Raw genomic sequence first — 24,725 nt, 5'->3', positions numbered from 1 at the left:
ACTAAAGGTTGCGAAAGGGTTCGCGCGTGGAGTACGGCAGCATCGAGCGCGAGATCCACGTCGACGCACCACCGGAGGTGGTCTTCGAGGTCGTCAGCCGGTCGGAGCACATGCGGGAGTGGTGGCCGGAGGACGCCCGGTTCAAGTCCGTATCAGGGGCGCCCGGTGAGCTCTTCTGGCGGGACGAGGCGACCGGCGAGACGATGACCGTCGCGCTCACCGTCGTCGAGGTCGACCCGCCGTCGCGGTTCTCGTTCAGGTGGTGCTACACCGACGCCGCGCGTCCCGGGGACTCGTTGCTGGTCACCTTCGACCTGGTGCCGACGGAGCAGGGGACCCGGGTGCGGATGACCGAGACCGGGTTCCGCGAGATGGGCTGGGAGGTCGCCGTTCTCGAGGAGCAGTACTGCGATCACGCGAGCGCGTGGGACCACTACGTTCCCCGGCTGGGCGCGTACGTCGCGCGACTGGTGTCGACCTCATGAGTACGCCGGTCGACGACGAACTGTGGTCGGCGATCGGTGACCCCACCCGGCGCACGCTGATCGACCTGCTCCTCGCGTCCGGAGCCGGAACGGCCACCTCGCTCAGCGCGGGCCTGCCCCTCACCCGGCAGGCCGTGTCCAAACATCTCGCCGTTCTCGACCGAGTCGGGCTGGTTCGTGCCGAGCCGGCCGGTCGCGAGCGGCGCTACCGGGTCGACGAGACACAGCTCGCCCGCGCGGCCGCGCAGCTGGCCGCGGTCGGCACTTCCTGGGACGCCTTACTGCGCCGGATCAAGCACATCGCGGAGGCGATCGAACGCAGCCGCGACCACACCGAAGGAGAATGAAGATGCCCGACATCCTGCATCGCGATCCTGCATCGCGTCGGCGCCGTCGCGCCGCTGGACGACGTCTACCGGGCCGTCGCCACGCCCGAGGGCATCGCCGGCTGGTGGACGACCGACACCACCGGCAAGAGCGAGGTCGGCGGTCAGCTGGCGTTCCGCTTCGGCGACGTCGGCGGCTTCGACATGGAAGATCGTCGAGCTCGACCCGGCCGGCCACGTGCGGTGGCGCGTCACCGACGGTCCCACCGAGTGGATCGGGACCGAGATCGACTGGAGCCTCAGCCGACGCGACGACTACACGATCGTCCTGTTCACACACGAGGGCTGGCGTGAGCCGGTCGAGTTCACGCACCACTGCAGCACGAAGTGGGCGACCTTCCTGATGAGCCTCAAGGACTTCGTGGAGACGGGACGCGGCAGGCCGGCGCCCGACGACGTCCGGATCAGCGACTGGCACTAGGGCGTGTTGATGTGCCAAGATCCACTTTGTGGGGCGGCGCGATCTGACGAATGCGCAGTGGGCGAAGCTGGAGCCCCTGCTGCCTCTGGGAAGAAGTCCGGACGGCCGCTGGTGCACACCAAGCGGCAGTTGATAGATGGCATACGCTGGCGCACCCGTACTGGTGCTCCGTGGCGGGACGTGCCGGAGCGGTACGGTCCGTGGGAGACGGTGTACGGGCTGTTCCGGCGTTGGCAGCGGGACGGCACCTGGTATCGGATCTTCGAGCAACTGCAGGCCCGGGCCGATGCCGAGGGGCTGATCACCTGGGATGTCTCGGTGGACTCGACGATCGCCCGCGCTCACCAGCATGCTGCGGGTGCCTGCAAAAAGGGGGATCTGCAGGTCGAGTCGCCCGGTGGTGTGTTCACCGAGCCCGACGACCACGGGCTCGGACGCTCCCGGGGCGGGCTGACCACCAGGCTCCATCTGGCGGTCGAGCAGGCCCAGAAGCCGATGTCGCTGGTGATCACGGCCGGACAGCGTGGTGACTCCCCGCAGTTCCAGGTGGTCCTGGGCCGTATCCGCGTGCCCCGGCTCGGGCCGGGCCGTCCGCGGACCCGGCCGGACAAGGTTCGTGCCGACAAGGCGTACGGCTCCCGTGCGAACCGCGCCTACCTGCGCAAGCGCGGTATCCGCTGCACGATCCCGGAGAAACGTGACCAGATCGCCAACGGGTGCAGATCTTGTGGGGGTGCCTCGTTGGGGTGATTCGCAGGGGTTCGGGATGTGCCGGTGTGGGGCGGTCTCTACCGTCGGCGAGGTGAGCTGGCCGTGGGTGCGGGCACCGGGTGAGGCGGGGTGGTGTGGTGCCGTCGTTGATGGCCGCGTTGGATGCCAGAGAGAGTGAATGCCGGGCCAGAATCGCGGGGTTGCGCAAGCAGATCGCGGAGCTTTCCGAAGCGTTGTCCCAGGTGGAAGGCGAACTGTCCCGGCTGCAGATCACGCGGGAGACGGTGGAGCAGGTGCTGGCCGACGGTCCGGTAGCCGCGTGTGATGCCTCCGTGCCGGCAGTGTCCGGGCCGGTCGACGTTGCCGCGGCACTGCTGGCCGCCGAGGCCGCGGGCGATGTGACGGTGATGTCGCCGGACTACCAGCGGATCACCGCGCTGTTCGCGACGTCGGGGTCGGCGTGGCGGTGCAAGGAGGTGTGCGTGGAGCTGGGGCTTCAGAGCGAGGCCCGTCACGTGGAGGGCATGCGCTCGAAGCTGAAGCGCCTGGTGGAACGCGGGATCCTCGCCGAGATCGCGCCGGGGCTGTTCAGGGTGGACGGACGGGAGTTGGGCTGGTGAGCGCCGTCCCGGAGACCGGCCCTCTGGCGGTGGCCGAGCTCGCGTTCGCCGCCTCCCGCGGCCTGTTCGAGCAGGTCGCCACGGATCTGACGTCGCCGGACGCCGCCGCGTTGACGCATTCAGGGCTGGAGGACCTGCTCGCGGCGCGGATGCGCGAGGTGACCCGGCAGCTGTTCCAGGACCATCTGGATCTGCGCGCGGTGCGCGAGCAGCGGGCCGATCCGGTGGTCGATGCGGCCGGTGTCGAGCGCACCCGGATCGAGCGGGGCCGGAGGCGGATCCTGGCCACGGTGTTCGGGAAGGTCACAACGACCCGGATCGCCTACCGAGCCACCGGCTCGGCCGATCTGCACCTGTCCGACGCCGCACTGAACATGCCTGCCGGGATGCACAGCCTGGGGCTGGCCCGGCTCGCCGCGACCGAGTCCGCCCGCGGCTCCTTCGCCGAGGCGGTCGACCGCGTCAACGTGCTGACCGGCGCCGGCATCGGCCACCGGCAGGTCCAGGAACTCGCCGTGGCCGCCGCGGCCGACATCGACGCGTTCTACCAGGCCCTGGTGCCCGAGCCGTGCACCGACGCCACGCTGCTGGTGCTGTCCACCGACGGCAAGGGCGTGGTGATAAGGCCCGAGGCGCTGCGCGAAGCCACCGCGAAAGCCGCCGCAGCCAAAAACGGCAACAAGATGGCGACCAGGCTCGCGCCCGGCGAGAAGAACGGCCGCAAACGGATGGCCACCCTGGGCACCGTCTACGACGCCGAGCCCGCCGTCCGCGGCATCGACGACATCATCACCGACCCCGCCGACCCCGTGAAGGAGCGTCGCCCGGGCCCGAAAGCCAGGTCCAAGTGGCTGTGCGGCTCGGTGAACGACACCGCCGAGCAGGTCATCACCGCGGTGTTCGACCAGGCCGAAGCCCGCGACCCCGAGCACCGCCGGACCTGGGTCGTGCTGGTCGACGGCGCCCGGCATCAGCTCGACCTCAGGGTGCAGGGTCGGGGGCTGGCGCGGTGGCGGAGTACGTCCGCTCCGTTTCCAGCCCCCGCCGCTTCGAACCGTGCATGCGGTTCTCCCGCACACGGCTCACCGACGCCGTTTACCGGCGGCATTCGGTCTTTCCCGCCAGGGCTTGCCTGCCCTGGGTGCCACGACGGTTCCGTACGGGCTGATCAGTCCGAGTTCGTTCGGGGACGCGACGGTCAGTACCCACCAGCCGAACGCCCGGCTGCGCCGGTGTTTCCTGCTGATGAAGTGCGCGACGCGTTCCCTTGCGAATCTGCCGATCTTGCTGAAGCGTTGGGCGGAGTGGCCGTATCTGAAGTACGCCATCCAGCCCCGGAGGAACAAGTTGAGGTCCTCCACGATCGCTTGCGGCTGCAGCGGGAGCCTGCGCCGGGCGGTGATCTCCCGGATCCGGTCGCGGGCATGCTGCATCGCCCTGTTCGAGGGCCAGCGGGCGAGGAACTCAATGCGTCGGCGTCCGTTCAGCCCCGCGTCTCCTCGTCCAGCACCGTCTCCTTGCCGGTGAGTTCGTACCACAGTCCCCAGGCCGAGCCGTCCGTCGTCCGCTGCCCCACGATCTGCCCGCTGTAACCGATGGACTTGGCGGCCAGTTTGGTCTCGTTCAGTTCCACGGACGTGGTCACCGTGAAGGAACCGGTGTCGTCGAGCGTGCCGCCCTGGAGAGTGAGGCAGGCGCCATGGCCATCGGTCTGAGGGGCTTCGCCGTTCAGTGAGCCTCCACCAACTTGAAGGCGCAGGTCGAAGGGCTGGTGTGACACGTACTCGGGGGACTCACCCTGGTCGTGGGCGGCAGTCTGCGGAGAAGATCGTTCGTCAGGAGCCGCTCTCCTCAGAGCTCGTAACGCGATCACGATCCGGTCTTCTTGAGGCGTGTGGAGCAGATGAGGCTGCAAGCCAACGAGACGAAGACGTCGTGGAGTTCGATACGTCGTTCCCCGCGGACCGCGAGGCGTCTGAACTGGTGGAGCAGGGCGATCTGCTCGGCGATAGCGGATCTTGCCCAGGCCCTTGATGTTCGGGGAGCCCTTGCGGGAGCGCCTGGATGCAGCGGCGTCGCAGCTCACCGCGCACAGCCTTCGAGTCGTACGCCTTGTCGCGGGTCGTCGGCGGTGCGCGCCCCGAAGGCGCGATGTCCTTCGGGGCGCGCGGCAGGGTTCGGGTTCAGGCGTTGTAGCCGCCGTGGGCGTCCAGCACCGCGCCCGTGACGTACGACGCTGCGGGGCTCGCCAGGAAGGCGATCGCCGCGGCGATTTCGTCGGGGTGCCCCATGCGTTGCAGGGACAGCGAGCTGACCAGGGCCTTGAGAGTGTCGGGGTCCGGCGGTTGCATGCCGCCCTCCATCAGTCCGGCCTCCACGACGTTGGCCGTGATGTTCCGGGGCCCGAGGTCGCGTGCGACGCCCATGGTGTACCTCTCGATCCCGGACTTGGTCGCCGAGTAGTCGGCAAGGCCGGGGGCGCCGACTCGGGAGCCCAGTCCGGAACTCACCGTGATGATGCGGCCGCCCGTGCGCAGCACTCGGGAGGCGGCCCGGATGACGGCGATCACGCCGAGGTAGTTGGTGGCGTGCATCCGGTCCAGGGCGGCGGTGTCGGCGTCCGGGTCGTCCACCGTGCGGCCCTGCTCCACCGAGATCGCCGCGTTGTTGACGAGGATGTCCAGGCCGCCGAAGTGCGCGACCACGTCGTCGATCAGCGCCGGCGCCCGGCTCGTGTCCGCCTGGTCGGACTGGAAGGCGACGGCCTTGGCACCCTTGCCGTGCACCTCGTCGACGACTGCCTGCGCCTGCTTCTCGGAGCTGACGTAGGTGAAGGCGACGTCGGCGCCCTGCTCGGCCAGCAGCCGTACGGTCGCGGCTCCCAGTCCGCGCGACCCCCCGGTGACCAGGGCGACCTTGCCCATGAGTGGATTGCTCATTCTTCTCACCTCGTTGATTGACCCTTCCTGGCAGTCGTAACGCTAATTGTTACGACGTGCTGTTGCAACCTTCACTGTTACGACGGCACTGTCGTAACCTGAAGCGTTGCGGCCGAGAGGATGAGTCCATGAGCGCCAACAGCAGGCTGACCATCGCCGCCCACGCGCTGGCCTGGATCGGCCTCTACCAGCGCCAGGGCCATGAGGTCGCCACCTCCGAGCAGATCGCGACCAGCGCGAACACCAACCCAGTGGTAATCAGACGGCTGCTCGGCGAGCTGCGCAGGTCTGGGCTCGTGGAGTCCCGACGGGGCGTGGGCGCGGGCTGGTCACTGGCACGCGAGCTGGAGTCGATGACCCTGCTCGACGTGTACGAGGCCGTGGAACCCGGCCCGCTGTTCGCGATGCACCGCACCACCCCGGACCAGGGATGCGTGGTGGGTTACGGCATCCAGCCGGCGATGCAGGGCATCTACGAAGGCATCGAGGAGACCCTGAGACATGAGCTGGCCCGCGTCACGCTCGAGACCGTACTCCGGGAGGTACTCGCGGCACCTCGCTAGCCTCCCCGTTACGCCCTGACATCACCAAGATCCCCATCGATGCCCAGGCCAGTGAATAGCCTGGCAACCAAGTCGACTCCGTTGCCCAATTCGCCGTGGCTGCGATGCCCAGTGAGGCTTCCGCCGGGTGTGTCCAGTAGACGGCTGATCCAGTTTTTGTAGGGGTCAGTTGGCGGCCGGGGTGAGCCGGCCTTCGAAGGCGATCTGGAAGGCGTTCAGGGGCGCCTTCCAGCGCATGGTCCATCGCTTGCGGCCCTTGCCGGTCGGGTCCGGGCTCATCAGCGCCATGTAGACGCACTTCATGGCCGCGGCCTCGTTGGGAAAGTGGCCGCGGGCGCGAACGGCCTTGCGGATGCGGGCGTTGACGGACTCGATCGCATTCGTCGAGCAGATGACCTTGCGGATCTCGACGTCGAAGGAGAGGAAGGGCACGAACTCGGCCCAGGCGTTCTCCCAGAGCCGGATGACCGCCGGGTACTTCTTGCCCCAGGCTTCCTGGAACTCGCTGAACCGCTCGGTCGCGGCGTTCTCGTTCGGTGCCGTGTAGACGGGCTTCAACGCCTTGGCGATCTTGTCCCAGTCCTGGCGGGCCGCGTGCCGGAAGGAGTTCCGCAGCAGGTGAACGACGCAGGTCTGCACAATCGTTCGAGGCCAGACGGCCTCCACCGCCTCGGGCAGGCCCTTCAGTCCGTCGCAGACCAGCATCAGGACATCGTCGACGCCCCTGTTCTTCAGGTCCGTGAACACGCTCAGCCAGTACTTCGCGCCCTCGCCCCCGTCGCCTGCCCAGATCCCCAGGATGTCGCGGTGGCCCTCGGCGGTCACGGCCATGACGACGTAGATCGGACGGTTCGCCACCTGCCCGTCCCTGATCTTGGTTCTGTCGACGATCTTGTGATCCGGACGGTTCAGACTCACCGTGCGAGTAGGACGCGTTTGCGTAGGAGATCGAGGCTGGCCCTGCCGAACATCTGGCGTTTCAGCATCTTCAGCCGGTTGATGTTGCCTTCGACGGTGCCGGAACTGTGTGGCAGGGACAGTCCGTTGCGGACGGCGTCGAAGTCGCGGCGGAGGTTGCGGGCGAAGCCCGCGAGCGGGGTCAGCGTGTCTTGCTCAGCGTTGGTGATCCAGTCTTCGAGGCGGTCGCCGTGGCGTCCGGTCATCATCGCGGCGAACTTCCTGACGTGGAGGGTGAGCCGGTCGAGCTCGGGATCCCGTTTGCGTAGGCGGTGGAGCTTGTCGGCGTCCTCGTCCCGCAGGTGCTCGGGGTGGGTCATGATCCAGGAGGTGACCTCGCGGACCGATGGCGGCTTGGGGCCGGGGACGGGTGCATGTCCGCGCCCGGTTCGGTAGCGCCGCAGATGACGCTGGACGGCCAACTCGCCACCTGGATAGCCCAGTTGTTGGATCTCGCGGTAGAGCTGGGCGGCGTTTCTGACACCTTCGTTCCAGCGCCGGTGCAGGTGGCCGACGTACGGATCGACGATATGCGCCCGTTGCAGGCTCTTGGCGACGACTTCGTCCGCGGAGCGGGCGTTGACCAGCTTGCGGACGGTGGCTTGGTGCAGCCCGAGTTTCCGGCCGATCGCCGCCTTGGACATGCCCTTCTCCCACAGTTCGTGGGCGGCGGCATGCTGCTCACGCAATCGAGTCACGATCTTCAGCTCCGTCGATGGCTGGACCTTCTCGGGCTCCGCCTCCAGGGCATCGGAGTTACCGTCAGTTGCGGGAACTGGTTCGGTCAGGCGGGAACGATGGGCGTTCACCGACTTCTCGACCGCCTGTCCGAGGTTGGCCCACAGGTGATAGCGATCAGCGACCTGCTCGGCCTGCGGTGCCCCGACCCGTGCACCTTCCGCGTATCCGCCGGAACGGTCACGGCAGATGACCTTCACCTCAGGGTGACCGCGGAGCCAGGCAGCCAGGTCCTCTCCCTCACGTCCGTCGTAGAGGTGCAGTGGACGGTGGGTGGCCATGTCGATGAGCACAGTGCCGTAGTGGCGGCCTTTACGGAAGGCGAAGTCGTCGACACCGAGTACCTCCACCTGGCCGATCTCCGGGTCGGGCAGGGCTCTGACCAGCCGCAGCAGCGTGTCCTTGCCCACGGTGATACCGGCCGCGGCCGCGAGTCGGACTCCTGCCCTGCCGGCCAGCGCCAGCCCGACCCGCGTTAACACCCCACGCAGCAGCGGGCCATAGCGACTGTGCGGGGTGGTCAGCCCCGCGATCTGTTCGGCGAACGTCACCGCTGTGCAGTCAGGGTTCTCGCAGCGGAATCGGCGCACGCACAACTCGATCACCACGCCGAGCCCGCCAACGGCGACATCGCGCAACCTCCGTACGTACCGACCGTGCACCCGAGACGACCTCTGGCCGCACCGGCAGGCCCCAGTCGTGGCCCGCACCCGCGTCCTCAACACCACCTTTTCCGGCCGTCGTTCGACCTCCTCGATCAGCAGCGCGGACAGGTGCGGAAACAGCTCCAAGAGCACATCACGAGAGCACGCGATGCATGATCGCGAACAGTCGGCACGACCCGTTCAACCGTCCGGATCACAAGATCGTCGACAGAACCCGGATCTTCACGTTGATCGCATCGACGAACAACACCGGATAGACGCGGTCCAGGGGGCGGTTGGACCATTCCGCCATCCCGTCCATCACGAGCAATGCTCAAGACCTGTGGATCGGCCTCGGGAGGGGTGCCTCGCGAAACGCGGAGGGCGTACCTTCCCGAGTGATCGATTGATGGTCACCGAGTAGACCCGCGTTGCACCGCGGGTTGGGAAGGCACGCCCGTGCTCAGCGTAGTCAACAACGACGGAACCACCGAGACCGGATCCCTGATGGACGACATCGTCCGTGAGGGTGCCCGGCGGATGCTCGCCGCGGCCCTGGAGGCCGAAGTCAACCAGTACATAGCTGAGTTGGCTGGTGAGCGGGACGAGGTCGGCCGCCGTCTGGTGGTCCGCAACGGCCATCATCGCGAGCGGACGGTGACCACCGCCGCCGGGCCGGTCGTGGTGAAGGCGCCCCGCGTGAACGACAAGCGCGTCGACGTGGAGACCGGTGAGCGCAAGCGGTTCTCGTCGAAGATCCTCGCGCCGTGGTGCCGTAAGTCCCCGAAGATCAGCGAGGTCCTGCCCCTGCTCTACCTCCACGGACTGTCCTCCGGGGATTTCGTGCCCGCGATGGAGCAGTTCCTGGGTTCCTCGGCCGGCCTCTCGCCGGCGACGGTGATCCGGCTGACGAAGCAGTGGACCGACGACCACACCGCCTTCCAGGCCCGCGACCTGTCGGATTCCGATTACGTCTACGTGTGGGCCGACGGCGTCCACCCCAAGGTCCGCCTCGGCCAGGCCCACTCCTGCGTCCTGGTCCTCATGGGCGTGCGCCCCGACGGCCGCAAGGAACTCATCGCGCTGGCCGAGGGGCTGCGTGAATCGACCGAGTCATGGGCGGATCTGCTGCGTGACTGCCGCCGACGCGGCATGCGCGATCCCGAACTCGTCGTCGGCGACGGGGCGATGGGCCTGTGGAGGGCCCTCGCAGAGGTGTTTCCCCAGGCCAGACACCAGAGGTGCTGGGTTCACAAGGTCCGCAATGTCATGAACGCGCTACCGAAGTCGGCTCAGCCCGGCGCGAAGAAGGCCCTGCAGGAGATCTACAACGCCGAGGACCGTGACCACGCCGAGAAGGCGGTCAGGGACTTCGAGCGTGCCTACGGAGCGAAGTGGCCGAAAGCGGCCAAGAAGATCACCGACGAGGCCGACGAGCTCCTCGCGTTCTACGACTTCCCCGCCGAGCACTGGGTGCACCTGCGCACGACAAATCCCATCGAGTCCACTTTCAGCACCGTGAAGTTGAGGACCAAGGTAACCCGCGGGGCCGGCAGCCCGGCCGCGGCCCTGGCGATGGTGTTCAAGCTCGTCGAGTCCGCCCAGGCCCGCTGGCGAGCGATCACCGCACCCCACCTTGTCGCCCTCGTCCGCAACGGCGCCCGCTTCAAGAACGGTCACCTCGTAGAACGCCCTGAAGTCGCCGCCTGAGCAACCCCACTGATCCACAACTCTTGACAATTACTCGCCGGACACGCCGGTAATTCACAGCGCCCACCAGCAATACAACCGCTGACCGGAGGCCTGAGCGCGCTGAGCCAGTCCGACCAGGCCCTTCAGAACATCCGCCGAGACCTCAACGCTGATCCGAATCTGCCGGAGCTCGTCGGTCTTCGACCACAGCTCAGCAATACGAGCAAGATCGTCGTCCCCCGCCGTGACGAGGGCATCGAACAAGGAGTCCGACAAGCTGACCACAAAGGGCGGGCCGTCCTCCGGCGATGACAGCAGCTGCCCGGACCGTGGGCGTTCGCTGGCCTCTTCATAGCTGCAGCCCGTCATGATGGCCTCGAGCTGGGCAATCGCGACGACCGGGTCGATGTTCTTGAGGAGGAACACGTCGAACTCCGCTCGACCTGGTCCTCCCGGAGATTGCAGGACCGCGATGGCAGCCTGGTCGTCAACAGCGGAGAAGTAGTCGCACAGAGTCATGCTGCTGATTCTGGCATCCACGGCTGACAGCCTGCCGAGGTGAGCAGGGCACTCGGCGGCCAACAACATGGGGGTCAGTTTTCAGAGACTCGCCTGGGGTCAGATTTCAGAGAGCGTTGACAACCCTCGCGGTCACGACTCCCCATAGAGACGGCGGACCTGAGCGGTGCTGGTGTCGGTCTCGGCGTTGTGCCGTCGTCGCGGGGTCGTAAGCACCGCGGACACCGGAGGAGGCTACCCGCGATGCCTTCTGGTCCGGGCGCGCTGCAGCTTGCGCGTGAAGCGGTGCATGTGGGGGTCGAGCAGTTCGTCCGGCTCCTCGAGAACCTGCTCGTCGGTCAGCCACCGGATCGCGTCGAACTCGCCTTGGTCGAAGGAGGTGATGGTGTCAGCATCGGCGTCGAGGAGATACCAGAGAGAGACGTCGGTGTGTACGCCCTGCCCCCGGGTTCGAGTGACGGTGAGGAAGAAGGGGAGCTCACCGCTGATCGGCGATGCCACGGCCTCGATGCCCAGCTCTTCATGGCATTCGCGGACCACCGCAGCCCATGGGTCCTCACCCGGCTCGACGTGCCCTCCGGCTGGCAGCCACAGACCCGCCTTGCGGTGCGCGACGAGCAGCAACTGCCCGCGCGTGTCGTCGAGGACGACGAAGTAGCTCACCAAGTGCATCGCCGGAACATCCGGCTTGCGCACCCGGTAGACCGGAGCTCCGCTGGCGATCCACTGTGTGGCGGTCTTCAGATGGGTGCGTTCCAGGTCGTCCCACCGTTCGATGGCGCCGACCAACTCCCGAAGGTGGGCACGGGGCTGATCGTCAGGGTCGGTGAGCGGGTGGCTGGTTGAGGTCATCCGCGCATCCTGACAGGAGGCACTGACATCAGGCGACGTCGCGCGGTTCCCGGCCGACCGCACCGACTCGGGTGCCGTGCATCAACCGAGGATCTGACTTTCCTCCGTGCGCGGCTGAGCATTTGACCGTGTACGTCGACAGGTGCGAACTCAACCGCATCGGGGCGGCTATGCTCCGAGCCACACGCGGGTTCCACCTCACTCCCGTTCAGGAATCCGCGAACCCGCGCGCTTACGGGCCCGGGGTGATGATCTACTGGCACGTCGAGAAGAAGTCGCTGTGCGTCTACAGCCAGCTCAAGTCCTGCTCGGCGTCCGAGGTCGCCGCGATGATCGAGGGTGTGCTGCGGCACTGCACGGACGTGGAGATCGACCGGCAGTACACCGACACGCACGGCGCCTCCATCGTCGGGTTCGCCTTCGCCCACATGCTCGGCTTCAACCTGCTGCCCAGGTTGAAGAACGTCGGCTCCGCGCGGCTGTACCGGCCGACGGCCGGGGAGGACGAGAAGTGGCCGAACCTGGCGCCGGTGCTGTCGACCAAGACGATCGACTGGGACCTGATCCGCCAGCAGTACGACCAGATCGTCAAATACACCACCGCCCTGCGCCTGGGCACCGCCGAGGCCGAGCAGGTCCTGCGCCGCTTCACCCGCGGCGGGCCCAAGCACCCCACCTACCGCGCGATCGAGGAACTCGGGCGGGCGGTACGTACGGCGTTCATCTGCGGCTACCTCGCCGACGCGGACCTGCGCCGGGAGATCAACGACGGGCTCCAGGTCGTGGAGAACTGGAACAGCGCGAACCACGACCTGTTCTACGGCAAGGATGGCGACCTGACCGGCTCCGAAAAGGAGTCACAGGAGGTCTCCACGCTCGCCCTGCACCTGCTCCAGTCCGCGCTGGTGCACGTCAACACCCTGCTCCTCCAGGACATCCTGAGCGAAGAGAAGTGGCAGAAGCGGCTCACCGACGCCGACCGGCGGGCCCTGTCCCCCCTGTTCTGGACGCACGTGAACCCTTATCTGGACGAATTCCGTGCGCGGGTCCGGCTCAACTTCAAGTGCACCCTGATCGAGACCGTCTCCGACTCCTGCCGCCTCCAGGCCACCGGGGCCGAGCACCAGGACCGCGGGTCGGGATCCGACCGGGCCGCTCTCTCCGGTGCAGCGCGGTCGTGCCGCCCCGTGGTCACGGGCCTGACCGGTCCCCGCTGTCGCGCTGATCGTCGAGGCGGGCAGTCAGGTCGGGCCAGTGCTGGGACCAACGGGCCAGGTCGCCCGTGGTCAACGACCACCGCGAACGCAGGGCTTCGTCCGGCAGGAAGCGGACGCAGGTCCCCGTGGTCCCGTCCGCTTCGACGGGCACCAGATCGGTCACCGGGACGCCGTGCTCATAGCGCTGGCTCCAGGATCCGTTGAGACGGCGGTTGGTATGAATCAGCCACTCGCTGAGCGCTGCGACGACGGACATGCCGCGACGCGGATGTCCGTCCGAAAGCCGCTCCGCCTCTGGGAAGTCGAAGAACCGAAGATCCTTCGTGGCCATGACCGGCTTCTTCACCACCCGGCCATGCTCGTCGACCCGAGTGTCGGTGCCCCGTCCGTCATCCTTCACCGACACCGAGCCGTCGGTATGCAGCGTGACCACACACCGTCCGCCGCCCCGGCTCGCTGCCTCGTCAGCGGCATAAGCAACGATCTCAAGAACTAGGTGTCCCGGCCCGCCCGGAGCGAACTGGGCAGATTCCTGGCGGATCTGACCGAGATGGTCCGCGTCCACGGTGCCAGCCCAATCGTGTGTGGTGTTGACCCAAGAAGCCCTTGATCCATCCATCTGGCAAGTATCCGTCGGGGCTCTCGTTCAGGCTGCCGAAAACAACCGCTCAGCAGTGATCGTCAGGGCCGGGCTCGGCGCTCTCTCCGAGATCGGCGAGGAGGCCGCAGATCCGTTCGGCGATGGCCTTGTGTCGTTCGACCTCGCGGGGCCAGCCGCGTTCGACGGCGTCCTGGGCGAGCTGCTGTTCACGGGCGAGCCGGGACCGCAGGCGCGGGGCGTACTCGCTCGTGGTGAGGAACTTCGAGCAGCGGAGGTAGAGGTCGCACTCGCAGGGCCCTTCGGCGGGTGCCCGCAGGCAGTGGCCGAGTTCGAGTTCGGTCTTGAAGAAGTTGGTCTTGAGCCAGTTCAGGGTGTCCTCGCCGATCCGGCTGGTCAGTAGCTCCTCCGCGGCCGGGCCCGCGATCCGTCCGCCGGCGGCGATGACCTTCTCGTACTGCTCCTTCAGGACGGGATCGCTGATGTGGGAGTAGGTGGCGGACATCTGCGCGTTGCGGTGGGCCGAGGATTGCCATGATCGTCTGGATCTGGGCGCCGCCTTCGGCGAGCTGGGTGCCGACGGTGTGGCGAAACCGGTGGGCGGTCACGGTGGGATTGCCGTCGCCGTCGACGAGCCCGGCCTTGCGGCAGGCGATCTCCAGGGCGTCCGCGTAGAGGAAGTGACGGCCCATGGGCTTGCCCCGCCGCATGAACACGTAGCGGACAGGCCGCTGGGCCCATGCGTCATGTCGGGCTGCGGCGTTCGCTGTCTTGGCCGCGTCGATCAACTCGCGCAGGGCGTCCGCTGCTTGGGGGTGCAGGGGGACCATGCGCTCGGTGTAGGTCTTGCCGACCGGGATCCGCAGCCGCGGATAGCCGTCGGGGTAGGCGTCCAGGCAGTCCAGGGTCAGCCGTGCGATCTCCCCGCGCCGGGCGCCGCTCCAGCGCAGCAAAAGCAGGGCGGCACGTTGGTGCGGGTCTTCGAGTTCCTCGACCGCTTCCATGAGGCGGTCCAGCTCGGCCCGGGGGATGAACCGCGGCAGTGCGGAGGGGAGTTTGGGCATGTCCGAGCGGCCGAGCAGGGGTCTGCCCGGGACGTCGCTCCAGCCCCACTGGCTGGTCTCGCGGAAGAACTGAAGCAGCGGGCTGAGGTAGGTATAGCGGGACCGTGCCGTCAGCGGCCGTCCGGTCCGGGCGTTGATGTGCTCGTGCAGGTGGGCTATGAAGCCCTCGACGTGCCGGCGCTCCAGCTGGGTCATCGCGTCGATGTCGGGGTGGGCCTGGGCGAGCCAGCGCAGGAAGTAAACGATTCTGGCGCGCGTCCCTTCCCGGAGTAGAGACAGGCACGTACGGGCCGCTGGAGCCGCTGGCCCGCAACCGGGTCAACCTGAACAAGGTGATCACTCACTGGCCGGACATGCTCCGGGTCGCCGGTTCCCTGGTCACCAACCAGGTTCGCGCCTACGACCTGCTGCGGATGTTCGGACGCGAAGGCCACCCGACCCCGCTGGGACAGGCATTCGCCGAGTACGGCCGGATCGCCAAGACCGAGCACCTGCTCCGCGTCGTCGACCCGGTCGACGACACCTACCGCCGCCAGATGAACCGCCAGCTCACCGTGCAGGAGTCCCGGCACAAGCTGGCCCGCGACGTGTGCCACGGCAAGCGCGGCACCATCCATCAGGCGTACCGGACGGGATGGAGGACCAGCTCGGCTCACTGGGCCTGGTCCTCAACGCCGTGGTGCTCTGGACCACCCGGTACATCGACGCCGCCGTCGCCCGGCTCCGTGCCGAGGGCCACGAGATCCGGGACGAGGACATCGCCCGCCTCTCCCCGCTCAAGCACCGCAACCTCAACGTCCTGGGCCGCTACAGCTTCACCGCCTCCACTCCGACTGGCGGCGCCCTACGCCCGCTTCGCGACCCGGACACAGTGGAACTCGACGAGGACGACGAGGGGTAGCGGGAGCGGACCCTGGCCAGATACGTGCGCTGGCGAGGACATACCACTCCGGTGTGTAGACGCGCTTGAATCGTTTTGCGCCCGACGATACTTCCAGCGCTTGACCTTGACGCAACGGCAGGGTTTCTACTGGCGGCATGCGAATCGGAGAGATCGCCGCGCTCGTGGGGCTCACCACCCGGGCGATCCGGCACTACCACCATGTCGGGCTGCTTCCGGAACCGGAGCGGCGCCCCAACGGCTACCGGGCCTACAGCGTCCGCGACGCCGTCCTGCTCGCCCGGGTGCGCAGGCTCACCGAACTCGGCCTCAGCCTCGATGAAGTGCGCGACGCCCTCGCCCACGATGCCGGGCGCGACCTGACCGAGATATTGGAGGAACTCGACGCCGACCTGGCCCGCCAGGAAGCCGACATCCGGGAGCGCCGCCGCCGGCTCGGCGCCCTGCTCGCCGAGCCGCCCGGCGCGACCGGGCCCGTCTCACCCGCCCTCGCCGCACTGCTGGCACAGGCCCCCCGAACAGACTCGCCGAGCGCGGCCAAGGACCGCGAGTACCTCACGCTGCTGGACGCCACCAGCACCGGTAACCAAGAGATGCTCGGGCTGCTCGGGACGCTGGTCGCCGATCCCGCAGTTGTCGAACTGTATGAGCGCCTCGACGCGCTCGCCGAAGCCCCCGCCGACGATCCGCGGATCGCACCCCTGGCGGCTGACCTGATGGCAGCCGTCCCCGCGGAGTTGTTCGCCGCGATCCCCGAGGACGGGGTGGTCGTGACCGGGTTCAAGGAGGCGCTGCTCGCCGAGTACACCCCCGCGCAGGCGGAAGTCGTGGGCCGGCTCATGGAGGCTTTCGTGGAAAGGGGCCGGGGATGAGCGGCCGGCCAAGGGGCGTACGGGCGGCGCGGGTCGCGGTGGCCGCCGTGCTGCCGGGGGAACTGGCCCTGGTGGCCTGCCTGGTGGCTGGGGTCCGGCCTCCCGGGTGGGCGCTGGCGGGCGCCGAGGCGCTGGTGCTCGTGGTGCTGCTGTTGGAGGCATGGGTGCTGCGCTCGCTGTACGTCGCCGCGCGCGCCCGCGGCGCGGACCGCCGGGCGGCGCGGCGGTCCGCCGTGCAGGAGGCGGTGCCGGTGACGGTCCGCCGCCTAATCCTCCACGAACTGCGCGCCCTCGCCTCCCTGGGGCGGTGGGTCCGGCGCGGCACGCACGGGGTGCGCCCCGGGGACCTCGCTGCCGCGTACACCGGGCCCCAGACCGCGATGATGTACGGGCTGCTCTTCGTGATGGTCATCGAGGCGGTGGTCCTGGCCTTGCTCATCCCTTGGCCGGTGGTCCACCGGGTGATCCTGGTACTCGACCTGTATGGCGTCGTCCTCGTGCTGGCCCTGCACGCTGCCTGCGTCACCCGGCCGCACGTCGTGCGCCCCGACGGCTCTCTGCGGATCCGCTACGGAGCCCTCTTCGACCTCACCGTACCGCCGGACGCGGTGGCCTCGGTCCGGGTCGACCGGCGCTATCCCGAGGGCCGCCTGATCACCCTCTCCGAGGACGGGGTCCTCGACCTGATCGTGGGCAGCCAGACCTCGGTGACCCTGGAGCTGAACCGGCCACTCCCTTTCACCCGCCCGCTCGGTGCAACGGAAGAGGCCCACATCATCCGCTTCCACGCAGACGACCCGCGCGCACTGGTCAGCGCACTCCGTCAGCCCGCCTGAGCACACAGATCGGTTCCGACCACACAGACGGAGCGGTAGACAACTTCGCCCTCTGTTAACCAATTCCGCGATGCCGACGACTCCTGGCAGACCCTCTAGATGCAATACCGGTGACTTTGGGGTTTTAGGGTCGTTGGGTGTGGTGTGCCAAGGCCCGGACAGGTGAAGTCGTCGTCGGATGACCGGTTGTCGGATCGGATCGCGATTGGTGTGCTTACCCGCGCGTTTCCGCCGGAGCTGGTGGATGAGGTGGTCGCGGGATGCGGCCGGGTCGAGCAGCGCCAGCGGCTGTTGCCCGCCCGGGTGGTGGTCTATTTCGTGCTGGCGATGTGCCTGTTCTCCGGGCAGGGCTATGAGGAGGTCGCCCGGCTTCTGACGCACGGACTTCAGCGGATGGGCCGGTGGAAGGGGACTTGGCGGGTGCCGACCACCGCGGCGATCGGCCGGGCCCGTCTGCGACTGGGCCCGGAGCCGTTGAAAGCACTGTTTGCCCGGGTGTGCCGGCCCGTGGCGACCGAGGAAACGAGCGGGGCCTGGTATCGGGGGTGGCGGCTGGTCGCGGTGGACGGCACCACCTTCGACGTGCCGGACACCGAGGCCAACGCCGCTTTCTTCGGCCGCCCGGGAGTCAGCCGCGGAGGGGAGAAGAGCGCCTATCCGCAGGTGAGGGTGGCCGCGCTGGCCGAGTGCGGCACCCACGCCGTCTTCGCGGCCGAGGCCGGACCGCTGGCTGTCCATGAAACCGAGCTGGCCCGGCGCCTGTTCAGCTCACTGACGCCGGGCATGCTGCTGCTGGCCGACCGGGGCTTTCGCGGTTTTGACCTGTGGCGGGCCGCCGCCGCAACCGGCGCAGACCTGCTGTGGCGGGTCAAGAACGACGCCGTACTCCCCGTCCGGGCCCTACTGGAGGACGGCTCCTACCTCTCGGAGATCGTCGTGGCCCGGGACAAGAACCGTCGCGCGGACCCGGCCCGGGTCCGGGTGATCGAGTACACCCTCGGCCGCGGCGGCAGCGACACGGTGTACCGGCTGATCACCACCATCCTGGACCCGAAGGCCGCCCCCGCCGCGTCGCTGGCCGCGCTGTACGCCCAGCGATGGGAGATCGAGAGCACGCTGGATGAGATCAAGACCCATCTCGGCGGCCCCCGCCTCGTCCTGCGCTCCCAGCATCCCCGCGGCGCCGAGCAGGAGATCTTCGCCTTCCTGCTGGTGCACCACGCCTTGCGGGATCTGATGCACCAGGCCGCACAGCAATCCGAGCAGGACCCGGACCGGATCTCCTTCACCCGCACCCTGCGCGTCGTCCGCCGCCACGTCACCGACCAGGCGGCGTTTTCCCCCTCCCGACTGGCCCGGGCACTGGTCACCGCCCTGGATGAGATCCGTGAACGGCTCTTGTCACCCCGGCGATTGCGCTCCAGCCCGCGCGTCATCAAACGCAAGATGTCCAACTGGAAGCTCAAACGCGCCAAGCACCACAACCCGCCCCGGCCGGAAACTCCACACGTGACCCTCGTCGGGCCGACCAAGACCAAGCCGACCTGCCGGAAAACAACCTAAATCACCGGTATTGCCGCTAGAGGGGTCAAGTGGACGCTTCCTTCGACGTCTCGTAACGCTTTCCTCGCCGGTGGTTGTGACACGGGGATGCCGTGGGGAGTGTTGAAGAGGTTCTCGGTGCTGGTGAACGTGAGGATCGCGCCGGGGCGGCGTGGGTGAATGGAGTCAGGGATAGACCTCAATGCTTCCGTGACCGGCCGCGCCGCGGGCACCGGCCGGACGAAGGCGTAAGGATCACCTCGAACCGGAAGGACGGGAACGGAGAGCGGCGACAGCGGCACGAAAACGCGCGGCCGGGCTTCCTTCACTGGTCTCGATGTCGTGGTGAGTGCAGGGAAGCCGGGGCGGGCGGGGCACCAGGTTCTTCCTGCAGCTCCAACGCGCCCTGCAGGACCTGGCGAAGGCTTCTGACCGCGCGTTCCAGGCGGGCGGCCGTGATCCTCACCGTCGCGCGCGATGCCTGTGTCTGTAGCTGTCCGGTCAGGTCGTGTGCCTGCGTCTCGGCGTCGGACAACAGGGTGGACAGCTGCGCCGTCAGATCGGTCGCGGGCCCGGTGCCCAACCAGGCGGCCTGTTTGCGCAGTTGCACGTTCTTGTGGTGCAGCTTGACGTAGACGGTCGCCTTGGCGCGCAGCACCCAGGGATCGTACGGCCGCGACACATGGTCCACGGCACCGGCCGCATACCCTTGATAGGTGGCGCGCGGACCCATTTCGGACGCGCTGACGAAGATGATCGGGGTGTCGCGAGTCTGCACACGGCGCTTGATGTGTGCGGCGGTCTCGTAGCCATCCATTCCCGACATCTGGGTGGCGAGTAGAATGAGGGCGAATTCGTCGTCGTTAAGCGCCTTGAGTGCTTCCTCCCCCGACGAGGCGCGGACGAGTGTCTGGTCGAGCGCGGACAGGACAGTCTCCATGACCAGTAGGTTCTCCGGCTGGTCGTCGACCAGAAGGATTTTGGCCTTCGTGTCCGCCGCGGAGGACGGCGCGGGGGGCTTGGTATCCGTCCGCTGAGCCACAGGTGGCTGTGACCGGGGCCGTTCGGGGGAGTCCGAGGCTAGGGGAGGCCGGTCGGCGAGTGGGGCGTCGATGTGCATGGCGACACCGAGGCGTTTCAGTAGCCGCTCCTCCAGTTGGGCGAAGGACCGTTCGGGTGCGCCGACGGTGGCGGCGCCTCCCGGGTGCGCTACCCAGGCGGTGAAGCTCGGTGAGTGCCGGACAGACGCTGCCAGGCGGTCGGCGATCAGTCGTGTGGTGCGCAGCAACTCGCGGGCGGGGAGTGTGCCGAGGAGGATGCGCCGTGCGTCGTCGGAGAAGTCGAAGAACTCCGGCTGCGGCAATCGGCCGGTGGTGTCCGCGGCGGCGTTGTGCATGAGGCCGCCGAGAAAGACCTCCACGAGGTGCCCGGTGTCCGTCGGGGGGCCCAGGGCCTCCTGCACCATGCGCATGACGGGCGGAGTGACGGGCGCCACGGCCGCGAGGTGGGCGGCGAGCCGATATGCCTCCGGGCTGGCCGCGCCGCGGAAGCGTAGGACGGCTTCGTCGTCCGGACCCTGCCGGGTCTCGGCGCGCTGGGGCTGGGTGACGGACCGCCCGATGTCCCACAGCGGCAGCACCGCGGTCGCGCTCGGTGAGGCGACCAGCCGGGCCCAGTCGCCGACGGCAACCAGTGTGGGTTCGAGCACGGGGACGGGGACGGAGTCGAAGCCGACCAGGTCCGCCGGCAGTCTGGGGTCGGTGACGTGCCAGGTGGTGGTGGGACCGCCCCTGCGGACACTGGTGACGTGCCACGGCCGAGTCGTGATGCCCGAGTTCGCCCAGAGCCGGGCGGGCAGCGCCTGCAGGATCGCAGTGGGTTGCCGTCGGGCCCACATGGCCGCCGCCTCGCTCATCCGGCCGTCCCACCATGCGTCGCCGACGCCGTCGCTGACCACGAGGACAAGGGTGCCGCCGGTGGGGTCGCAGAGCGCGGCCGGCGGAAGGTAGGGCCCTTGCTGCCGGTAGGGGTGGTTGCTCAGCAACGGGGCGTGAGGACCACGGGTGTTCAGTCCGAGCACGCGTACGTCGCGGAAGGCCCCGGCCCGTTCCATTAGTGTGCGGATCTCGGAGGCCAAACGCTTCCACAGGAACATGGACACGCCGTCGTCGATCAGCAGGGCGAGGGAGAGCCAGCGGCTACGGGCGGGACTGGTCACGGTCTCGGGCAGACCCGTCTCGGCCATGGCGTCCACCGTCCGTGCCACGTCCAGTTCCTGACGGCGCCGATCGGGGATCCGCTGCCGCAGAGGCCGTAACGCCTTGCCGAGCGTGAGATGACGGCTGGGCAGGACACTGATGCCCGGGGTGCGTACGGCGTGCGCCCGGTGCGGGGACAGTTCCGGCCTGCCGCTCCCCTTCCCCCGCGGGGCCGCGTGCAGGGGGAACAGGCGGTGCAGGGCGACGTCCGGCGGCGGGTGCGCGCCCTGTTGCGCGGGATCGTCCGCGCCGGGGGCCCGGGGCTCACCCTGCTCGGCGGCCTGCCGTGAGGGGGCGGCCGGGGCCGGACGTCGCGCCAACGGACGGACGTCGCCCGGCAGGTGCCTGGCCAGCCACAGGACGTCGAGGAGTTCCTCATCGGCGAGGTCGACGCCGCTCCTGGCCAGGATCTCTCTCAGACGTCCGACCATGGCCTCATACCGCCCCGCCGAGTTGGTGCAGAACGGCGTCGAGCAGTCGGCCGGCGTCCAGATCGATGCCGCCCTTACGCAGGAAGACCGCGTTGAGCAGCTGATCTGTCGCGAGTTCTCCGGGCGCGCGCCGGCCGAGGAACTCCTCCAGCAGGTCGTCGATGTCGTGGAGCGCCTCGTGGCCGAGGTGCGCGGCGACGATGTCCCGCAGCCGCTCATCGTCGGGCTCGGGCAGGTCGAGACGGACGCACCGTCGGAGGAAGGCGGGCGGGAACTCGCGTTCACCGTTGCTGGTGATGATGACGACGGGGAATTCGCGGCAGCGGACGCGGCCGCGGATCACCGGGGCTGGCGCGTCCGGGTCGTCGGTCCGGACGTGGACCGTGGAGTGTTCCTCGGGGAGGCGGCTGAGCTCCGGAATCTCGAACTCGCCCTCCTCGAACACGGTGAGCAGGTCGTTGGGCAGGTCGACGTCCCCCTTGTCCAGCTCGTCGATGAGCAGGACCCTGGGCCGGTCCCGGGCCAGCAGCGCGTTGCCCAGGGGTCCGAGCCGGACGTACTGGCCGATGCCGGGTTCTAAGCCGGCCGTGTCCTGGCGGAGGTTCGCTTCCCGCAGCCGGCCGATCGCGTCGTAGTGGTAGAGGGCGTCCTGCAGGGTCGAGCGGCTGTTGACCGGCCAGTGCAGGACGCGGCCGAGGGCGAGTTCGTGGGCGATCGCGTGAGCCAGGGAGGACTTTCCGGTACCGGGGTGTCCGGTGACCAGCAGAGGCCGACGCAGGTGGAGGGCGGCGTTGACGATGTCCGCATCGTCGGGGTCGATCAGGTACGGGTGGGGGCGTGCGGTCCGCGAGACGTCGGGCTCCTCCAGGTGGAGGCGGCGCCATGGCGGTGCGGGCGGGAAGGTGACCGCGCGGGGCGCTCCGTCGCCCCGGAAGAGCCGCCAGTCCCCGTCGTCGGACGGGGTGGGGTGGCCGGTGGCAGCGGATTGTGCGGCGGTCATGACGCGTGGGCTCCTTCTGGGGGGTCTTGCAGGGTCAGCGATTCGGGCCGCAGTCGCCGGCCGTGTTCCTCCCATACGAGGGCGGGGCGCGCCGGGAGCGTCTCCGGCTCGTCGAACGCCGTCCCTCGGAAGACGCGGACCCGCTCGGGCAGATCGGCGAGCGGGCCGGTGGGGTCCAACTGTTGCAGCCCGGCTGCGTCTGCGGGGCAGTCGGCCCGCCGGTCCCAGAGGACGACCGGGACGCCGAGCGCCAGGCAGAGTTCGAGCAGTGCGTCCCGCTGTTCCGGGGAACCGTGGAGCACGACCTGGGTGGCGTCACGGTGAGTGGTCTGCAGCAGCCGCCTGAGCCGTGGCCGAGTGACACGTTCGTCGTCGACCACCAAGGGGGCCGCGTGGCCGCTCTCCCAGCGCCGCCGGTGCTCACGTTCTCTGCCGCGCACCAGGTCGCTCATCTCCGGGCAGCTCAGGGTGATGCGGAACTCGGCGCCGATCGGCTGGTCGGGCACGAACTCGTTGGGTGCTCCGGGGTTCCATTCGTCGATGGGCAGATGGAGGCTGTCGCGGGCCACCAGAACCGTCGCGTGGGGCGCGGCCGTCGGGCCGAGCTCGTCCGCGACGACCTCGACGGCGTCGCGCACCCGCCGGGCCACTTCCTCGGGTTTCCTCGGCGCGCTCTCCGCCTCGTGGAGGGGGATGCGAGTGCCGTCGGCGCGGGCGAGCAGGATGCGGCAGTAGTAGCTCTCGCGCGGTTCGGTCCGCGCGCGGGAAACTTCGACGACGACGCGGGAGAAGGGAGGCGACTGCCGGGCGGCCCAGCGGCCGGCGTCGGTGCGGCGCTCGGCGAGCGCCGCCGGGTGGATGCCGGTCCGGGCGGCCACCTGATCGGACCAGCTGCGCAGCTCCGCGCCCGCTTCCCTTCCCAGGGCGGCGGCCACGCATTCGGTCAGGCGGAGCAGGGCCGGTACGGGCGGTGTGCCGTCGGGCACGCGCTCGCTGTCGGAGACGGACTCCAGGTGCTCGACGACGTGTTCGAGGTCGTCGGCGCAGAGGTGCGTGCGGTTCAGCGGGTCGGGTAGCCAGGCGTAGCGCAGGGCCTCGCGGGCGGCGCGAGGTATCAGCGTGGGCTGCTCCTTGCAGATGCCGCGGAGCAGTTCCAGTAAGTGCTCGCACTCGTCCAGGGACAGGAGCAGGCACAGTCCGCCGGCACGGGCGCGAGTGAGGACGTCCGTCAGGCGGGTGCGCTCGTCCTCGCCGGTGAGAGCCGGGGCCAGGGTGCTGCTCAGGGAGGGCAGGGCGCGGGGATGGGCCGCCACGAGTGCCGCGAGGTCGGGCATGGTCGGTTCATGGCTGTCGGGGACGGTGTATCCGAGCCGCCGTACGAGGGCGCGGGCATGTGCCGCGTAGGTGATCCGGCCGCCGAGCACCGACCACAGGAGCCGCTCGGTCTCCTGTTCGGCCGGGCTGCGTTCCGCCGCGGGCTGGGCCTTCGGGAGGGCGGCGCCAATCTCGGTCAGGCGGGGTGGACCGTCGGCGTACCGCCGCAGGAGTGCCTCGAAGCCGTCGTCTTGGACGAAGCAATGCGCCGGGAGGGCCCGCAGGCGGCGGTTGCCGTAGGACCGGTCGTCGCGAATCACCACGCCCACCAGGTGGTCCTCGCAGAACACTGCGGTTCCCGAGGCGCCTCCCCAGGCCTTGCGGCCGTCGTCGCGGAGGTCGGGTGCGGGCTCCTGGTCGAGCACGTAGAGGCCGCGAGCCCCGGAGGACAGCGGAGGCAGGACGCCTCGGAGGTGTTCGGCGTCACGACTGTCTTCCGTGGATGCCAGCGGAAAGCCCAGTCCCTCGTAGCGCAGCGGGGCCGTGTCCACGGGGTGGCCCCATCGAACCGACCCCGGTACGTCGATCTCGTCGTGTGTGAGCAGCAGGGCGACGTCCAGGTCCTGCGGATGGGTCCAGATCAGCTCCGCTCCGGTGCGTAGCGTCTCACCGCGGCCCGGGTGTCCCACTCTGACCTGGATCTCCTCCCAGTGGGCGCCGCTTTCGCCGTCCCGGAGTATGTGTCCGGCGGTGAGCACCAGGCGGGGTGCGACGAGATAGCCGGAGCCGACGCGATGGCGCAGCCGCGTGGTCCCGCTGCGGATCAGCACCAGTCTGTGCGGGTCCATCACTCCTCGTCCCAGGACCCGGTTTCGGTGTCGCTGATCTCGGGACTGGAGCCGCCGCGGGCTCGGTCCCGGACCGAAAGTTTTAGCGTCAGTCTGTGGGTGCGGACGGTGGAGTGCTCACCGCCCGCGCCGACGGTCGCCACACCGAAGCTGACCTTGCCGTCGCCCTTGCCGCTGTTGCGCAGCTCCAGCTGCAGCTCCAGTTCGGCCTCCTCGATGCCGAACGTGAATTGCTGGTCTGCCCCCAGGTCTTGCGCCCGATAGAGCTCCTGCCGCAGTTCCTCGATTGCTGCGGTAAGACCGATCCCCGCCATCCG

21 protein-coding genes and 5 pseudogenes are annotated in these 24,725 nt (G+C 68.8%); 14 read left to right on the top strand and 12 right to left on the bottom strand.

Annotated features, from left to right (window positions below; genetic code table 11):
- Window positions 1-26 precede the first annotated feature (26 nt).
- The 6 genes from WBG99_RS00600 (at window position 27) to WBG99_RS00575 (ending at window position 4,215) form a co-directional block, all read left to right on the top strand.
- Complete coding sequence (locus WBG99_RS00600; protein ID WP_338894386.1) at window positions 27-485, top strand: SRPBCC domain-containing protein; 459 nt, start codon at window positions 27-29, stop codon at window positions 483-485.
- Window positions 482-832 carry a metalloregulator ArsR/SmtB family transcription factor gene (locus tag WBG99_RS00595; protein ID WP_338894385.1) on the top strand — a complete coding sequence of 117 codons (351 nt, stop codon included), beginning with the start codon at window positions 482-484 and terminating at the stop codon, window positions 830-832. Before WBG99_RS00600 ends, WBG99_RS00595 begins: the two co-directional genes overlap by 4 nt.
- A gap of 217 nt (window positions 833-1,049) precedes the next feature.
- Window positions 1,050-1,292: a hypothetical protein gene (locus WBG99_RS00590; protein ID WP_338894384.1), complete on the top strand. Its 243-nt coding sequence runs from the start codon at window positions 1,050-1,052 to the stop codon at window positions 1,290-1,292.
- Window positions 1,293-1,421: 129 nt separating this feature from the next.
- A complete protein-coding gene (locus tag WBG99_RS00585; RefSeq protein ID WP_338894383.1) occupies window positions 1,422-2,042 on the top strand; it encodes an IS5 family transposase in 621 nt (206 codons plus the stop codon).
- A gap of 161 nt (window positions 2,043-2,203) precedes the next feature.
- Window positions 2,204-2,623, top strand: a complete 420-nt coding sequence (locus WBG99_RS00580) for a hypothetical protein (protein ID WP_338894382.1) — start codon at window positions 2,204-2,206, stop codon at window positions 2,621-2,623.
- The gene (locus WBG99_RS00575) at window positions 2,620-4,215 is read left to right on the top strand and encodes a hypothetical protein (RefSeq protein WP_338894381.1); all 1,596 of its coding nucleotides are present in this window, start codon (window positions 2,620-2,622) and stop codon (window positions 4,213-4,215) included. The genes WBG99_RS00580 and WBG99_RS00575 overlap by 4 nt, the downstream gene beginning before the upstream one ends.
- A 591-nt stretch (window positions 4,216-4,806) precedes the next feature.
- On the opposite strand, the gene WBG99_RS00570 is transcribed toward WBG99_RS00575, so the two are convergent.
- Complete coding sequence (locus WBG99_RS00570; RefSeq protein WP_338894380.1) at window positions 4,807-5,562, bottom strand: SDR family oxidoreductase; 756 nt, start codon at window positions 5,560-5,562, stop codon at window positions 4,807-4,809.
- Window positions 5,563-5,690: 128 nt separating this feature from the next.
- Between WBG99_RS00570 and WBG99_RS00565 the strand changes: the two genes are divergently transcribed.
- Window positions 5,691-6,125, top strand: coding sequence for an Rrf2 family transcriptional regulator (locus WBG99_RS00565; RefSeq protein WP_338894379.1), 435 nt, complete (start codon window positions 5,691-5,693; stop codon window positions 6,123-6,125).
- Between the two features lie 165 nt (window positions 6,126-6,290).
- On the opposite strand, the pseudogene WBG99_RS00560 reads toward WBG99_RS00565, so the two are convergent.
- The 3 genes and pseudogenes from WBG99_RS00560 to WBG99_RS00550 form a co-directional block, all read right to left on the bottom strand.
- Window positions 6,291-7,001 (bottom strand): annotated as a pseudogene (locus tag WBG99_RS00560) (IS256 family transposase); the annotation flags it as partial.
- A gap of 38 nt (window positions 7,002-7,039) precedes the next feature.
- Entirely contained in the window at window positions 7,040-8,530 is a 1,491-nt protein-coding gene (locus WBG99_RS00555; protein WP_338900158.1) for an ISL3 family transposase, read from the bottom strand.
- A 148-nt stretch (window positions 8,531-8,678) separates the two neighbouring features.
- Window positions 8,679-8,777: a transposase gene (locus WBG99_RS00550; RefSeq protein ID WP_338894378.1), complete on the bottom strand. Its 99-nt coding sequence runs from the start codon at window positions 8,775-8,777 to the stop codon at window positions 8,679-8,681.
- A 146-nt stretch (window positions 8,778-8,923) separates the two neighbouring features.
- Here WBG99_RS00550 and WBG99_RS00545 point away from each other — a divergent pair, with 146 nt between their 5' ends.
- On the top strand, window positions 8,924-10,174 hold the full coding sequence (locus WBG99_RS00545) for an IS256 family transposase (RefSeq protein WP_338894377.1): 1,251 nt from the start codon (window positions 8,924-8,926) through the stop codon (window positions 10,172-10,174).
- A 54-nt stretch (window positions 10,175-10,228) separates the two neighbouring features.
- Here WBG99_RS00545 and WBG99_RS00540 read toward each other — a convergent pair whose 3' ends face one another.
- Complete coding sequence (locus WBG99_RS00540) at window positions 10,229-10,696, bottom strand: hypothetical protein (RefSeq protein WP_338894376.1); 468 nt, start codon at window positions 10,694-10,696, stop codon at window positions 10,229-10,231.
- A 213-nt stretch (window positions 10,697-10,909) separates the two neighbouring features.
- A complete protein-coding gene (locus tag WBG99_RS00535; protein WP_338894375.1) occupies window positions 10,910-11,527 on the bottom strand; it encodes an NUDIX domain-containing protein in 618 nt (205 codons plus the stop codon).
- Window positions 11,528-11,697: 170 nt separating this feature from the next.
- Between WBG99_RS00535 and WBG99_RS00530 the strand changes: the two are divergent.
- A pseudogene (locus WBG99_RS00530) lies at window positions 11,698-12,552 on the top strand (Tn3 family transposase); the annotation flags it as partial.
- 860 nt (window positions 12,553-13,412) lie between these two features.
- Here WBG99_RS00530 and WBG99_RS00525 read toward each other — a convergent pair.
- Window positions 13,413-13,847 (bottom strand): hypothetical protein, encoded by a 435-nt coding sequence (locus WBG99_RS00525; RefSeq protein WP_338894374.1) that lies wholly within the window; start codon window positions 13,845-13,847, stop codon window positions 13,413-13,415.
- Between WBG99_RS00525 and WBG99_RS00520 the strand changes: the two genes are divergently transcribed.
- The 5 genes and pseudogenes from WBG99_RS00520 to WBG99_RS00500 all read left to right on the top strand — a co-directional run.
- Window positions 13,837-14,679, top strand: a complete 843-nt coding sequence (locus WBG99_RS00520) for a hypothetical protein (protein WP_338894373.1) — start codon at window positions 13,837-13,839, stop codon at window positions 14,677-14,679. The two genes, WBG99_RS00525 and WBG99_RS00520, sit on opposite strands and share 11 nt — an antisense overlap.
- Window positions 14,646-15,307, top strand: a pseudogene (locus WBG99_RS00515) (Tn3 family transposase); the annotation flags it as partial. The gene WBG99_RS00520 and the pseudogene WBG99_RS00515, both read left to right, overlap by 34 nt.
- Before the next feature lie 137 nt (window positions 15,308-15,444).
- Window positions 15,445-16,179, top strand: coding sequence for a MerR family transcriptional regulator (locus WBG99_RS00510; protein ID WP_338894372.1), 735 nt, complete (start codon window positions 15,445-15,447; stop codon window positions 16,177-16,179).
- Entirely contained in the window at window positions 16,176-17,015 is an 840-nt protein-coding gene (locus WBG99_RS00505) for a hypothetical protein (protein WP_338894371.1), read from the top strand. Before WBG99_RS00510 ends, WBG99_RS00505 begins: the two co-directional genes overlap by 4 nt.
- Before the next feature lie 144 nt (window positions 17,016-17,159).
- Window positions 17,160-18,359 (top strand): annotated as a pseudogene (locus WBG99_RS00500) (IS4 family transposase); the annotation flags it as partial.
- Window positions 18,360-18,882: 523 nt separating this feature from the next.
- Here the strand turns inward: WBG99_RS00500 and WBG99_RS00495 are convergent.
- From WBG99_RS00495 to WBG99_RS00475, 5 genes and pseudogenes are all read right to left on the bottom strand, one after another.
- The gene (locus WBG99_RS00495) at window positions 18,883-19,599 is read right to left on the bottom strand and encodes a response regulator (RefSeq protein ID WP_338900157.1); all 717 of its coding nucleotides are present in this window, start codon (window positions 19,597-19,599) and stop codon (window positions 18,883-18,885) included.
- A 210-nt stretch (window positions 19,600-19,809) separates the two neighbouring features.
- Window positions 19,810-21,246, bottom strand: a pseudogene (locus tag WBG99_RS00490) (SAV_2336 N-terminal domain-related protein); the annotation flags it as partial.
- A gap of 4 nt (window positions 21,247-21,250) precedes the next feature.
- On the bottom strand, window positions 21,251-22,246 hold the full coding sequence (locus tag WBG99_RS00485) for a MoxR family ATPase (protein ID WP_338894370.1): 996 nt from the start codon (window positions 22,244-22,246) through the stop codon (window positions 21,251-21,253).
- Entirely contained in the window at window positions 22,243-24,408 is a 2,166-nt protein-coding gene (locus WBG99_RS00480) for a hypothetical protein (protein ID WP_338894369.1), read from the bottom strand. The genes WBG99_RS00485 and WBG99_RS00480 overlap by 4 nt, the downstream gene beginning before the upstream one ends.
- Window positions 24,408-24,722, bottom strand: a complete 315-nt coding sequence (locus tag WBG99_RS00475) for a trypco2 family protein (protein WP_327349000.1) — start codon at window positions 24,720-24,722, stop codon at window positions 24,408-24,410. The genes WBG99_RS00480 and WBG99_RS00475 overlap by 1 nt, the downstream gene beginning before the upstream one ends.
- Between the last annotated feature and the right edge of the window lie 3 nt (window positions 24,723-24,725).

The sequence above is a fragment of the Streptomyces sp. TG1A-60 genome (assembly GCF_037201975.1).
Taxonomy (GTDB): domain Bacteria; phylum Actinomycetota; class Actinomycetes; order Streptomycetales; family Streptomycetaceae; genus Streptomyces.
This window is presented reverse-complemented; position numbering and strand designations above follow the sequence as displayed.